Source organism: Bradyrhizobium sp. JR3.5, assembly GCF_054057015.1.
This window is the reverse complement of sequence record NZ_JBSRYV010000002.1, coordinates 4,561,325-4,573,853: the sequence shown is the minus strand read 5'-3', so window position 1 is coordinate 4,573,853 and position 12,529 is coordinate 4,561,325. Positions and strand designations below refer to the sequence as shown.

General features: G+C 65.0%; 14 protein-coding genes and 1 pseudogene. 5 read left to right on the top strand and 10 right to left on the bottom strand.

The annotated features are described in order from the left end of the window. Nucleotides 1-30: 30 nt before the first annotated feature. Both ACVWW1_RS38875 and ACVWW1_RS38870 read left to right on the top strand, forming a co-directional pair. Nucleotides 31-453: a DUF2946 family protein gene (locus tag ACVWW1_RS38875; RefSeq protein WP_456659528.1), complete on the top strand. Its 423-nt coding sequence runs from the start codon at nucleotides 31-33 to the stop codon at nucleotides 451-453. A 112-nt stretch (nucleotides 454-565) separates the two neighbouring features. Beyond that, a pseudogene (locus ACVWW1_RS38870) lies at nucleotides 566-2,933 on the top strand (TonB-dependent receptor). A gap of 157 nt (nucleotides 2,934-3,090) precedes the next feature. Here the strand turns inward: ACVWW1_RS38870 and ACVWW1_RS38865 are convergent. The 3 genes from ACVWW1_RS38865 to ACVWW1_RS38855 form a co-directional block, all read right to left on the bottom strand. After that, on the bottom strand, nucleotides 3,091-3,408 hold the full coding sequence (locus tag ACVWW1_RS38865; RefSeq protein WP_092124536.1) for an EthD family reductase: 318 nt from the start codon (nucleotides 3,406-3,408) through the stop codon (nucleotides 3,091-3,093). A 114-nt stretch (nucleotides 3,409-3,522) separates the two neighbouring features. Next, nucleotides 3,523-4,035, bottom strand: coding sequence for a GNAT family N-acetyltransferase (locus ACVWW1_RS38860; RefSeq protein WP_207835642.1), 513 nt, complete (start codon nucleotides 4,033-4,035; stop codon nucleotides 3,523-3,525). 39 nt (nucleotides 4,036-4,074) lie between these two features. Continuing rightward, nucleotides 4,075-4,563 (bottom strand): NUDIX domain-containing protein, encoded by a 489-nt coding sequence (locus ACVWW1_RS38855; protein WP_456659527.1) that lies wholly within the window; start codon nucleotides 4,561-4,563, stop codon nucleotides 4,075-4,077. Nucleotides 4,564-4,710: 147 nt separating this feature from the next. On the opposite strand from ACVWW1_RS38855, the gene ACVWW1_RS38850 reads away from it, so the two are divergent. Beyond that, nucleotides 4,711-5,598: a metallophosphoesterase family protein gene (locus ACVWW1_RS38850; protein WP_456659526.1), complete on the top strand. Its 888-nt coding sequence runs from the start codon at nucleotides 4,711-4,713 to the stop codon at nucleotides 5,596-5,598. On the opposite strand, the gene ACVWW1_RS38845 is transcribed toward ACVWW1_RS38850, so the two are convergent. The 3 genes from ACVWW1_RS38845 to ACVWW1_RS38835 form a co-directional block, all read right to left on the bottom strand. After that, the gene (locus ACVWW1_RS38845; RefSeq protein WP_456659525.1) at nucleotides 5,595-6,359 is read right to left on the bottom strand and encodes a glycine-rich domain-containing protein; all 765 of its coding nucleotides are present in this window, start codon (nucleotides 6,357-6,359) and stop codon (nucleotides 5,595-5,597) included. The two genes, ACVWW1_RS38850 and ACVWW1_RS38845, sit on opposite strands and share 4 nt — an antisense overlap. A gap of 74 nt (nucleotides 6,360-6,433) precedes the next feature. After that, nucleotides 6,434-7,009, bottom strand: coding sequence for a hypothetical protein (locus ACVWW1_RS38840; RefSeq protein WP_176533175.1), 576 nt, complete (start codon nucleotides 7,007-7,009; stop codon nucleotides 6,434-6,436). A 288-nt stretch (nucleotides 7,010-7,297) separates the two neighbouring features. Further along, nucleotides 7,298-7,507, bottom strand: a complete 210-nt coding sequence (locus ACVWW1_RS38835) for a DUF4170 domain-containing protein (protein ID WP_016839740.1) — start codon at nucleotides 7,505-7,507, stop codon at nucleotides 7,298-7,300. Between the two features lie 241 nt (nucleotides 7,508-7,748). On the opposite strand from ACVWW1_RS38835, the gene ACVWW1_RS38830 reads away from it, so the two are divergent. Then, nucleotides 7,749-9,191: a helix-turn-helix domain-containing protein gene (locus ACVWW1_RS38830; protein WP_456659524.1), complete on the top strand. Its 1,443-nt coding sequence runs from the start codon at nucleotides 7,749-7,751 to the stop codon at nucleotides 9,189-9,191. Nucleotides 9,192-9,223: 32 nt separating this feature from the next. On the opposite strand, the gene ACVWW1_RS38825 is transcribed toward ACVWW1_RS38830, so the two are convergent. From ACVWW1_RS38825 to ACVWW1_RS38815, 3 genes are all read right to left on the bottom strand, one after another. After that, a complete protein-coding gene (locus ACVWW1_RS38825; protein WP_456659523.1) occupies nucleotides 9,224-9,481 on the bottom strand; it encodes a high-potential iron-sulfur protein in 258 nt (85 codons plus the stop codon). Nucleotides 9,482-9,832: 351 nt separating this feature from the next. After that, nucleotides 9,833-10,264: a hypothetical protein gene (locus ACVWW1_RS38820; protein ID WP_176533178.1), complete on the bottom strand. Its 432-nt coding sequence runs from the start codon at nucleotides 10,262-10,264 to the stop codon at nucleotides 9,833-9,835. Nucleotides 10,265-10,342: 78 nt separating this feature from the next. Beyond that, nucleotides 10,343-11,221, bottom strand: a complete 879-nt coding sequence (locus ACVWW1_RS38815) for a S1 family peptidase (protein WP_456659522.1) — start codon at nucleotides 11,219-11,221, stop codon at nucleotides 10,343-10,345. Between the two features lie 129 nt (nucleotides 11,222-11,350). Between ACVWW1_RS38815 and ACVWW1_RS38810 the strand changes: the two genes are divergently transcribed. Further along, on the top strand, nucleotides 11,351-11,824 hold the full coding sequence (locus ACVWW1_RS38810) for a nuclear transport factor 2 family protein (RefSeq protein WP_456659521.1): 474 nt from the start codon (nucleotides 11,351-11,353) through the stop codon (nucleotides 11,822-11,824). A gap of 264 nt (nucleotides 11,825-12,088) precedes the next feature. On the opposite strand, the gene ACVWW1_RS38805 is transcribed toward ACVWW1_RS38810, so the two are convergent. Further along, nucleotides 12,089-12,424, bottom strand: coding sequence for a GYD domain-containing protein (locus ACVWW1_RS38805; RefSeq protein WP_176533180.1), 336 nt, complete (start codon nucleotides 12,422-12,424; stop codon nucleotides 12,089-12,091). Nucleotides 12,425-12,529: the final 105 nt, after the last annotated feature.

Genomic DNA, 12,529 nt, shown 5'->3' with positions numbered 1-12,529 from the left:
GCGCGCTCCCGACTGGGTGGGCGCTATCGCATGAAGTGGTTCCGGAGACGCATCAAGACTGGCTCGCGGCTGGCGCTGTTCGCGCTCGCCGTCCAGTTCGTGCTGTCGTTCGGGCACTTCCACCCCATTGCGGCCGTGCAAGCGGCGCCCGCGGTCCAGACCGGCCTGTCGCTACTCGATCTCGCCTATATCGGGACCTCGGCGACGCCGGACCTTGCGGTCCAGGTGACCGGGACCGAGCCGCCCACGAGGCACGACAACGACCGGCATCCGGCCGACAATTGCGCGATCTGCGCCGTTATTTCGCTCGCGAGCAGCATGCTGTTCACGGCGCCGCCGGTGCTGCAGCTGCCGGAAGCCGTCGAGCTTCTGTTCCGCACCACCAATGCCGAATTCATCCATCTGAAATCGGCGCCTGCGGCCTTCCACTCCCGCGCACCTCCCTTGTCCTGACATCGACTGATTGCTGCACGCCCTGAGCGGGCGGCCGCGTCACAGTTGCGGCCTGCTCCAGCAGGGCAAATCGGGATCGATCCGTCATTTCGACGGTACCTGGATCGGGACAATGACACTTCAGAAGAAACGAGCACTCCACATCGGAGGCGCGAGCTGGCTATTGCTCGGCGCAATGCATGGCGGCGCACTGGCCGATGACCCGCCGACGCAACTCCCTGACATCACGGTGACGGCGCCAAGCCCGATCCAGCGGCACCGCACCGCGCCGACGCGCGCGCCGGTTCACGTCGTCCGGGCCGCGCCGAGCCGCAACCGCGAACGCGCCGCAGCCGTGCAACCGGCGCAAGCGGCACCGGCGCCCGCACCACAGCAGGGCGTGCTGCCCGTCGTCACTGACCAGTTCGCAACCGTCACCGTAGTGCCCAACGAGGAACTGCGGCGCTCCGGCGGCGCCACGCTCGGCGATTTGCTGTTCTCGAAACCCGGCATCACCGGTTCGAGCTTCGCGCCCGGCGCATCGAGCCGGCCGATCATCCGCGGCCTCGACGTCAACCGCGTCGGCATCGTCGAGAACGGCCTCGGCGGCGGCGGCGTCTCGGATCTCGGCGAAGATCATTTCGTGCCGATCGATCCGTTCTCGACCAACCAGATCGAGGTGGTGCGGGGACCTGCCGCGTTGCGCTACGGCTCGACCTCGATCGGCGGCGTGGTGAGCGCCACCAACAACCGCATTCCCGACGCGATGCCGACCTGCGCGGCGACGCCGTTCCGGAGCTACGGCTTGCCGGTGAAGGCGCCGCTCGCCGATGCCGGCGGCCCGGGTTGCCTCAATGTCGAGACCCGCACGTCCGTCAGCTCGGTCAATCGCGGCGTCGAGGGCGGCATGCTGCTGGACGCCGGCGGCAACAATGTCGCCGTGCATGCCGACGTCTATGGCCGCACCACCAGCGACTACAGCATCCCGAGCTATCCATATCTGTTCGACCAGACCCGGCCGGTGAACGGCCGCCAGCCGAACTCTGCGACGCAGTCGGACGGCGCCTCGGTCGGCGCGTCCTATTTCTTCCAGGGCGGCTATATCGGTGCGTCGATCACCCAGAACGACTCGCTCTATCACATTCCGGGAATCGACGGCGCCGATCACCAGACCCGGATCGACGCGCACCAGACCAAGATCGCGGTGAAGGGCGAGTACCGGCCCGATGCGGCTGCAATCGACGCCGTGCGGTTCTGGGTCGGCGCGACCGACTATCGCCACAACGAGCTCGGGCTTGCCGATCCGACCGACCTGTTCAGCGACGGCGTACGCCAGACCTTCACCAGCAAGGAGCAGGAGGCCCGCGTCGAGGTGCAGATGATGCCGTTCAACGCGCGCTTCGCCACGGTGACCACGGCGTTCGGCCTGCAGGGCGGGCATCAGGAGCTGACCGCGCCGAGCCCGGACAACCCGGGGCGCGCTGTTCAACGGCCTATGGAATCCGAACAACAACAACCGCATCGCGGGGTATGTTTTCAACGAGTTCAAGTTCACGGATTCGACCAAGGCGCAGGTCGCCGGCCGCATCGAGCATGTCGACCTGCACGGATCGACGCCGGATTTCCCGGCGGACTTCCTGCCGGACGGCGCGCCGCAAAGCTCGGTCGCGCGCAATCCGTCCTACACGCCGGTCAGCGGCAGCGTCGGGCTGATCCAGAACCTGCCCGGCGACCTCGTCGGCAGCATCACGGCGCAGTATGTCGAGCGCGCGCCGAAACCCGCCGAGCTGTTCTCGCGCGGCGCGCATGATGCCACCGCGACCTTCGACATCGGCAATCCGAACCTGACCATCGAGACCGCGAAATCGGTCGAGGTCGGCCTGCGCAAGGCGACCGGCCCGTTCCGCTTCGAGGTCACCGCCTATTACACCCGCTTCAGCAATTTCATCTATCGCCGCTTGACCGGGGTGATGTGCGGCAGCGATTTCGATTCCTGCGGCAATGGCGATCCCAGCAACGAGGGCCGGCAGGCGGTGTATTCGCAGCGTGACGCGATCTTCCGCGGCGCCGAGTTCCAGAGCCAGCTCGACATCGGTCCACTCAACGGCGGCATCTGGGGCATCGAGAACCAGTTCGACGTGGTGCGCGCCACCTTCACCGACGGCAGCAACGTGCCGCGGATTCCGCCGGTGCGGCTTGGCGGCGGCGTCTACTGGCGCGACAGCAACTGGTACACCCGGATCAACCTGGTGCACGCGTTTGCGCAGAACGACATCGCAGTCATCGGCGAGACGCCGACCGCGGGATACAATCTGCTGAACGCGGAGATCACCTACAACACCAAGCTCAATCAATCATGGATCGGCGCGCGCGAGATGACGCTTGGCCTGGTCGGCAACAATCTGCTCAACCAGAACATCCGCAACTCGGTGTCCTACACCAAGGACGAGGTGCTGATGCCGGGCCTCGGCGTGCGGGCCTTCGCCAATCTGAAGTTCTGAGACAAGCCGATCCCTCCGCCGCTTGCGGCAGAGGGATATGCAATCACGTAGCCCGGATGGAGCGCAGCGCAATCCGGGAACACTGCGCCCGCGGCGGAACTGATCCCGGATTTCGCTTCGCTCCATCCAGGCTACAAGATTCGCTCGATCGAAACGATCAGTGGCCGACGACGACTTCGCTGATCTGAATCACCGGCTGCAGATCGGTGTAATTCGGAATGTCGCCCATGATCTCCTGGGCATGCTTGCCCATGCCCGCCGCGAAGGCCTCAACCGAGTCGCAGAAGATGTGGCACATTCCGACATAGGTTGCGGGCGTCCCCGGTGCGCCGCCGGCGAGACCCTTGTCGACCGTGTAGTATTTGCAGGCGTCGCCGAGGCGCGCCTTCACCAGCGGCATGTGCTTGTCGCGATAATACTCGTGATCAAAGCGTGCGCCTGGATTGTTCGGATACATCACACTGACCTTGATCATGGCGCGCACTCTCCCTGTTGATATGACATGCGCCGGTCTTGTCCCGGCGCTTGCCTCAACTGTGCTTCAGTTTCCGACAGCGCGCAACCGTTCCGGGCGACGCTCGCGCGGATGTCAGATCGCCTTGCTCCAGTCCGGCTGGATCGGCCCGGATACGCCCTCGGCAGCGCCGTCCACCAGTTCCATGACAAGCAGGCGACTATAGTCGACGGGGCCTGGCATCGTCATCCGTCCCTTCGGGACCGGCTTGAAGCCGACCCGCGAATAGTACGGCGCGTCACCGACCAGCACGATGAGCCGATGGCCCTTGGCGCGGGCGTCGTTGATCGCACGCTCGAGCAGCGCGCGGCCGACGCCGCGGCTGCGGAACGGCGGCTCGACCGTCAACGGCCCGAGCATCAGGGCCGGCGTATCGCCGATCGTGACCGGGAGTTGGCGCACCGAGCCGACCAGCAGCGTGCCGATCCGCGCCGTGAAGGAGACGTCGAGCAGATGATCGACATGCTCGCGCAACCGGTAGGCGCTGAGCGCGAAGCGGCCGGGCCCGAAGGTGCGCTCGTGCAGGCGCTCGATCGCCTGGGCGTCTTTCGGGGTCTCGGGCAGGATGGTCAGGGACAGTTCTGTCATTGTGGGGCGCGGGATAGCATCTGGCGCGGGCGCGGTCCATCACCGCCATGTCGCCGGCGGCGGCTTGCCCTCGAGCACCTCCGCGATCCGCAGCCGCGTACCGGGGGTGGCGTCATCAGGCAGATCAGCCGGGTCGAAAAAGCCGCAGGCCACGATCTCGCGATTCGGCTCCGGCAGCCGGTCCTGCCGGTAGTTCCTGACGACATAGACCGCGACATGGTCGCGCGGCGAGACGTGGCTGTTGTGGAAAATGCCGTGCAACACCGGCGTGCCGTCGAGCTCGATCCGCCCCTCCTCCTCCAGCTCGCGCCGCAGCGCTTCGAGAAAACTTTCACCAACCTCGACCCCGCCTCCGGGCAGATACCAGCCCTGGACGTAGCTGTGCTTGACCAGGAACACCTTGTTGTCGGCGTCGAGCACGACGGCGCGGACCCCGAGCGTCATGCTGCGGGCCAGCCGCCAGTAGAAATGAAATACCCACCTGATCTGCGGCTCGTAGCGCTTGCGTAAATCGAGCAGGACCGTCACTGAACCCTCGACATCATGGCGTTTGATCCGTGCTTTGATCCTTGCGCGCCTGCGCAGCTCTTGCCAATACAGGGCAGGACGTTCGGGATAGCACGACATGACCGGCTGCCGGCCACTTTTCACCGACAATCCGAAGGGAATCGCGTGATGGCGGTGTTCCGTCTCGCGCATCTGTCGGATCCGCATCTGCCGCCGCTGCCGGCGGCGCGGCTGCGCGATCTCGCCGGCAAGCGCGCCTTCGGCTACCTGAACTGGACGCGCAACCGTCACAAATATCATCGCCGCGACGTGCTCGACACGCTGGTGTCGGACATGCAGGCACAGCAGCCGGACCATGTCGCCGTGACCGGCGATCTCGTCAATCTGGCGCTGGATGCCGAGTTCAATCCGGCGCGGCAATGGCTCGAGGGTGTCGGCGGCGCTGCCGACGTCACCGTGGTCCCCGGCAATCATGACGCCTATGTGCGCGCGACCCGGCATCGCTTCGTCAGTCACTTCGGCGACTATCTGCGCGGCGACGCCGATGGCGCGGCATCGCATTTTCCGTTCGTGCGCCGCCGCGGGCCGGTGACGCTGATCGGCGTCTCCTCGGCGGTGCCGACGCCGCCGCTGATGGCAACCGGCTGGCTCGGCCATGCCCAGCTCGGCGCGCTGGATACGATCCTCGCGCGGCTGTCGCGGGAGGAGGCCTTTCGCGTCCTCCTGGTGCATCACCCGCTACACTCCGACGGGCGCGCCAAGCGGCTGACCGATTCGCATCAGCTGCTGGCGCTGCTCAAGCGGCACGGCGTCGAGCTGGTGCTGCATGGCCACGACCACATCCATTCGACGATGTGGTTCGACGGCCCCGAGCGGAAGATCCCGGCGATCGGCGTGCCGTCGGCATCGGCGCTTGCGCGCAAGCACTATCCGGCGGCGGCCTACAATCTGTTCTCGATCGAGCGCGACGGCAATGGCTGGCGCTGCGAGCAGACCGTGCGCGGCCTCGGCGCTGACGACGGCATTCGCGAGCTGAAGCAAGTGCGGCTATCCTAATCACCGCCCCCGCCGCCACCACACCCACCACCGCAGCCGCCTCCGCTGTCACCGCCACCTCCATCACCGCCGCCGTGGCCACCCCCGTCGCCACCATGGCCGCCATGGCTTCCGTCACTGCCGGCATCGCCAAAACCCGCCGACGATCCGTCGATCGACGAGTCGGCGAAATCGCCGCCGCAATACGGACTGTTGCCACCGATGCCGCTGCGGCGCAGCGCCTCGCAGTCGGTGTGATAGATGAAGCCGTTCGCTATGCTGAGCTTGGCGTCGAGCGCGAACAACAGCGGCAGCCGCGTCGGCCTGACCGGATCGATGTTCTCGTACTTGCAGCAATACCACCAGACCCGCCGCAGCCCTTCATTGCTCCGGCGCCGCTCCTTCACCAGCACGACCGCGGGCGTGTGGTGCAGGAAGGATCCGAAGGCACGGCGGCAGAACGCGTCGTATTCGCGGGTGTAGAGAATGAATTCGTGCCAGAGGTCGTCGGCCGCTTGCGACGGCATCGAGACGTAACGCTTGCCGCTCATCAGATAGGCGAGGAAGAACTGCCGCAGGCCACGCGACACCAGCGCGCTGTCCTTGCGGGCGAAGCCGGGGTGATGCTTCTCGAGCCGGACCAGCAGGCCGGCCGGCCACTTGAAGGTGCGGATATATTCGGCGCGCCGCAGCGTCTGCCATTTGCCGAACAGCACGGCGCTGCCGACCACCGCGGCCGCCGCCAGGATGCCGAAAAATGCCGAGGCGGGAGTTACGACCACGGTGCCCCCCGCCCTTCCCTTATTTGAGCATGATCTCTTTCGGAAAACCGCTTCGCACTTTTCCGGATCATGCTCTAAAAGTTCTGCAAGCTCGCCAGCAGCGCGAAGCCGAACAGCGCCAGCGCGCCCAGGACGAAGCCGAGCACGAACATGCCGATCCCGCCGCGGCGCTTCGGCGCCACCACCGGCACGGGCGGCGGAGCCGGCGGCTCGGCAACCGGAAGCGGCGTTGCCACCATCGCATGCTCGCGTTCGATCATGCGCCGCGCGACATAGTCGGTGACCGCATCGACCATCACGGCCACGTCGTGCGATTCGGCAAGCACGATGCGGCCGAACCTCGTGTCCTGCACAAAGCGGTAGATGCGCTTGTCGCGGCCCATCAGCACATGCGCGACCACGTCGATCCACAGCCGCGGCGTCTCGCCCTGGCTGATGCCGCGGTCGAACAGATCGACCTTCTCCGGCACCTGCGCAAACAAGGGATCGAGCGCGTCGTTGAGGATCTCGAGCCGCGCCACTTCGGCATCGCGCAACTCGACGACGACGCCGGTGCGATCGGCCGCCTCGATCCGCGCCCGCCGCAGCGCCTCTCGCAGCGTCGGCCGCATCTCGCGCGCCTCGCTGCCGTTGTTCTGCGGATCGGACATGCCTTACGGCCTCGTGGTGACGGGTTGCCTTTCCTATTAACCTATCAGCAACCATGACGTCCGCAAAGCACGTTGGTTCCCAAGCACTTAGGTGGCCGCTTATCCCCAGATGAAAGATCCCGGCCCTGTCCCAAAAGCGGTCGACCCCACCCGGATGAACCGGATGGGGCCGCCGTCCTTGGACGTTTCTTAGCTCAGTCACAATGCGATTGCGTATCGTGACGTTATCTCTTGTTTGAGCATGATCTTTTCGGAAAACCGGCTCCCACTTTTCCGGATGATGCTCGCTTAGGCCGATACCCGCGACGGCTCCTCGACGATCGAGAAGCGCACGCCGGCCTTGTGGCGGCTCTCTTCCGAGACTTCCTTCCAGCACTCTTCGGCTTCCTTGCGGGTCTTGAACGGACCGCGGACCTGGGCCGAGCCTTCGACGAGCTTGTGGAAGTTCATCGAGCCGAATTCGCCGCCGATCACCCAGAAATTGCTGCCCTTGCTCATCGTCAGTCTCCTCTGAAAATCCTGCTGCCCTTGCTCAGCCGCCTGAATTCTGATCCTCGCGACCTGCTCGCCGTATCGACATTCTTGACAGAGCATCGCGAAGTGCGTGCCAGGAGATAAACGCGAAAACGGGAAGTTCGTACAGATACCTTGTTTTTTATTGGTGATGTCATGTAACATCTGAACTTGTAATAAATGTCGATTTGTAAATTTTGTCACAAAATAGGTCAGGAAGGCTGTCATGCCGGGCGAGTCCGGAAAGAAGCTGTTCGTCGGTCCGCGCTTCCGGCGGATCCGGCAGCAATTGGGGCTGTCGCAGACCCAGATCGCCGAGGGGCTCGGTATCTCGCCCTCCTACATCAACCTGATCGAACGCAACCAGCGCCCGGTGACGGCGCAGATCCTGCTGCGGCTGGCCGAAACCTACGACCTCGATCTGCGTGACCTCGCCACCGCAGACGAGGACCGCTTCTTCGCGGAACTCAACGAGATCTTCTCCGATCCCCTGTTCCGCCAGATCGACCTGCCGAAGCAGGAACTGCGCGACCTCGCCGAGCTGTGCCCCGGGGTGACGCATGCGCTGCAGCGGCTCTACGCCGCCTATACCGAGGCGCGCCGCGGCGAGACGCTGGTGGCGGCGCAGATGGCCGACCGCGAGGGCTCGCAGTTCGACGCCAACCCGATCGAGCGGGTGCGCGACCTGATCGAGGCCAACCGCAACTATTTTCCGGAGCTCGAGACCGCGGCGGAAAGTCTGCGCGACGAGCTCAACGTGCCGACCGAAGGCCTGTTCACGGCACTCGTGACGCGGCTGCGGGAAAAGCATTCGATCGTCACCCGCGTCATGCCGGTCGACGTGATGCGCGAGACGCTGCGCCGTTTCGACCGCCATCGCCGGCAACTGCTGATCTCCGAGCTGGTCGACAGCGCCGGCCGCAGCTTCCAGCTTGCGTCGCAGATCGGCTTCGTCGAATGCGGCGCCGCGATCGATGCGATCGTCAGCCGCGCCGGCCCGCTCGACGACACCGCGCGCCGGCTCTACCGCATCACGCTCGCCAATTATTTCGCGGCAGCCGCGATGATGCCCTATCAGGCATTTCACTCCGCGGCCGAGGCCTTGAGCTACGACGTCCACGTGCTGGCACAGCGCTTCAACGCCGGCTTCGAACAGGTCTGCCACCGCCTCACCACGCTGCAGCGGCCGAACGCGCGCGGCGTGCCGTTCTTCCTGCTGCGGGTCGACAATGCCGGCAACGTGTCGAAGCGGTTTTCCTCCGGCACCTTCCCGTTCTCCAAATTCGGCGGCACCTGCCCGCTCTGGAATGTGCATTCGACCTTCGACATGCCCGACCGGCTGCTCAGCCAGGTGATCGAGCTGCCGGACGGCACGCGTTACTTCTCGATCGCGCAGACGGTGCGGCGGCCGGTGGCGCCCTATCCGCAGCCGCAGCCGCGCTTTGCGATCGGGCTCGGCTGCGAGATCCGTCATGCGGCAAAGCTCGTCTACGCCACCGGCATGGATCTGGAGAAGGTCGAGGGCACCCCGATCGGCGTCAACTGCCGGCTCTGCGAACGCGAGAACTGCAGCCAGCGCGCCGAACCGCCGATCACGCGCAGCCTGATCCTGGACGAGACCACGCGGCGGGTGTCGTCGTTCGCATTCTCGAATGCACGGGAGCTGTGACGCGATGCCACTCTCCCCTGCAGGCGCAAGGCTCAATCGACCGCGGCAAAGGCCTTGCACCAGCCGTCCTTGCCGATGGCGCCCTCCACCACCTTGCAGCCATCGGGCGTGACGAACAGCGTACACAGCCCGCAGGAGTAGATGCCGTTCGGCGCGTCCCGATATTCGGCTTGCGGTTTTGTCATTTTGTCGGAGGCCGCTGCCGTTCGCGGCAGAAGTGCCGCGGGAATTCCTGCGATGGCGACGCGAATCAAGGTGCGCCGCGAACGTTCGGACTGTTGTTTGGCCATGGTGTTCACCCCATGCGTCGTCCCGGCGAAGGCCGGACCCATACTCCGTGAAGAACATTGTAGACGAGACTCGTCGTCCCAGTATCGCGCAACGAACAGCATTTGTGGTTATGGGTCCCGGCCTACGCCGGGACGACACTGAGTTTGTTGAAACGCCTATGAGTCATACTTCCGCATTCTCGCGACATGTTTTGTCCAAGCTTTGCTCTTCGTTCCGCCCTCTCTTGAACAGAGGCGCAGGGAAAGCCGGGTGCCGATCGCACCCGCGTTAGGGGCGCGCGCATGTCTCGCCCTCGTCATTCCGGGGCTCGCGTAGCGAGGACCCCAGAATGCAGATGCGTAGCCAGCCGCTCAGGGTTTGCGCAGATTGAGCGAGAAGCGCAGGTTAAGCGGCTGCAACATTTCCGGCGGCGGTGCCTCGCCGACATTGCCGCGCTTCAGGATGGTGCGCAGGTCCTCGGTCGCGCCGGCATCATTGAGCGCCGGAAACGTGACGCGCTCGACGGTGCCGTCCGGATTGAGCCAGGCCCGCACCACGAGCGTCGGCGGCGGCCCGTTCTCCTTGCCGGAATGCTCGATGACCCAGTTGCGGAAGCGATTGGCAACCGTCTCGTCGGCCGCGATCCATTCCTCAAACCGGTATTTGACCAGCTTGGCAAACTGCGCCCATGACGGCGGCGCCTGTTCCGGATTGCGAAAGTTGGCGTCTTGAGCGTGGCCCGGCGCTGGGGACAGGATCAAGAGGCCGAACGAGAGCGCGAGCGTGCCCCGCAAGATGAGCATGGTTCTGGACAAGGTTGACCGCGGACAGCCGGCTGACAGGACAACGCGAGAGTATTAGCGCTTGCAGCAACTAGTCGTTCATTGTTGCAGGCATGTGACGCGTGCCGAGATGCTGGCGGCGCGATGCGCGCGGGACGCGGTGCCGCTCATCTGCGGCCGGTCGTCCTCCTGGAAGCGCACGCCGTGCGCGGCAAGAAAGGATTTCGCGTGCACGGCATCGACCGCCAGCACGCGATCGACCGTGGTCCTGCGGCTCACCACGCCTTCGACGAGGCCGCGGGAATCCAGCACCGGCGCTCCGCTGGTGCCGAAAGTGACATTCGAGCGCAGCACGAGGTGCTCGGGATCGCGCAGGGTGGTATCGACGAACGCATTGCCGAGCGATCCACCATGCGCGAGCATCGGCTTCAGGCGGTCATAGGCCTCGGCAAACACCATGTCGTTGGCAACGGACGTGTTGGCGCGCGGGAATACCGCCGCAAGGCCCAGCGTGCGCGGCACCTTGATCAATGCAATGTCGCTCGCGGCCAGCGCCACCACGTGCGCCGCGACGGCCCGGCCCTCCTTGCTGACGACAATGCGGGCGCAATCCGCGACCGCGTGACGCGCGGTCAGCATGTGGCCGAGATCGTCGACAAAGAATGCGGTGCCGTCGAGCCGCTGGCTGGCGGCCGGCGGACCGGTGACCTCACGCGCCAGCGGCTTCGCAGCCTCCATCTGTCGCACTGGTTGAAACGGGGAGAACGGCACCTGCGCCGCCGCGCGTTGCGGAGCGAAGCCATTGATGGCGCAACCGATCACCAGGCCGCAAGCCAGCCGGACAATGCGGACAAGCAATCCCGCGCGCGCCGTCGACGCCGCGCCCAAAACCGAAACCGAGTGATGCACCTTCAGACCCCAACCCCAGACCCCAAGCGCCGGCCCTTCAACGCCGCCGCGCAAATCGCTTGGCGGCAACGTTTGTACATACACCGCACTGAAAGGTGGCTGAAGAGGGCTCGACGTACGATGAGGCGCGCCAAAGCGTTTTCGACCGCAACGCCGTCACGTCGATGCATCAAAATGTGAAACGATGACTTTCCATCATTGCCGTTTCGCAACGGCGTCTGCGACCACATGATTTCAGATATCACATGGAGGTCTCAGATGAACGAGCATGCCAGCAAGACGAGTGTCGCCCCCTCCGCGGGCGCAGATGTGAGCGTGATCGAAACGCTGCTGACCCGCAATCTTCCGGAGGTTTTCGGCGAAGGCGATCCGGTGCGCCGCAGGGCCGCAATTGAAGAGCTCTACACCGCAGATTGCGTGCTCTACGCACCGCCGGGCATTCTCGTGGGCCGCGAAGCGCTCGACAAGTTCGCCGGCGATCTCCGCGCGACGCATCCGCACTTTGTTTACACGCCGCATGGCGCGCCGCAGGCGCTGCACAATTCTGGACGCCTGGCGTGGGGCTCCGGGCCGAAAGGCGAAACACCGGTCTATACCGGCGTGGATTTCATCATCGCGCGGGACGGCAAGATCACGGCGCTTTACGTCTATCTGGACTCTCCGCCCTCGTGAGCGGCGGTGGCGTGGTGCTGCGATCGCCGCGCCGAAGACACGCTGAACGAGGCGGCGGACGTCATGCGACGGCACAACCGGCCGGGGCTTGCGAACCGGCATGCGCGCGCGACATCCGCCCGAGCGACTGCCCGTCCGTTGAACGCCCCGGATCGGCGGCACTCAACGGCCCTCGTCTCGACGCGGGACGCTGCGAAGCGCCGCCGCGCGCGAGTGACAGCGGTCGTCAGATCATTCTGCGCCGCGTTTCGTCGTTCGTGCCTGCTAGCTTCCTGGAGGCGAGTAGGCGGCCTTGAGCTTGCTCGCGTGCTGGCGCACCACCTTGATCTCGTCCTGCGTGAAGAGCCGGACCAGCTTCACATTCTGGATGGCGCCGGACGCCACGACCACGCCGGTGATGGCGGGTGCGACGGTCGGATCCGGCACGTCGAAGATCACCATCACGCCGGGGCCATCGGCCGCCATGCTGTACATCGAAATCAATTTTCCGCCGGCCGTCTCGATCAGCTTTTTGGCCGCCTCATACCGATTGGTGGTCGGGTTCTCCATGATGTTGTTGATGGAACGCGGTGTGTATTCCCCTGAGAGACAGAAGTGCATGGCAATCGCTCCACTTGGCTGGGGATGAAAAAAAGCTTTCACCCGGGCGTGACCCAGGCAGAAGGTTCTTCGTACTGAAAATGAGACCATAAGGCCTGCCGATGG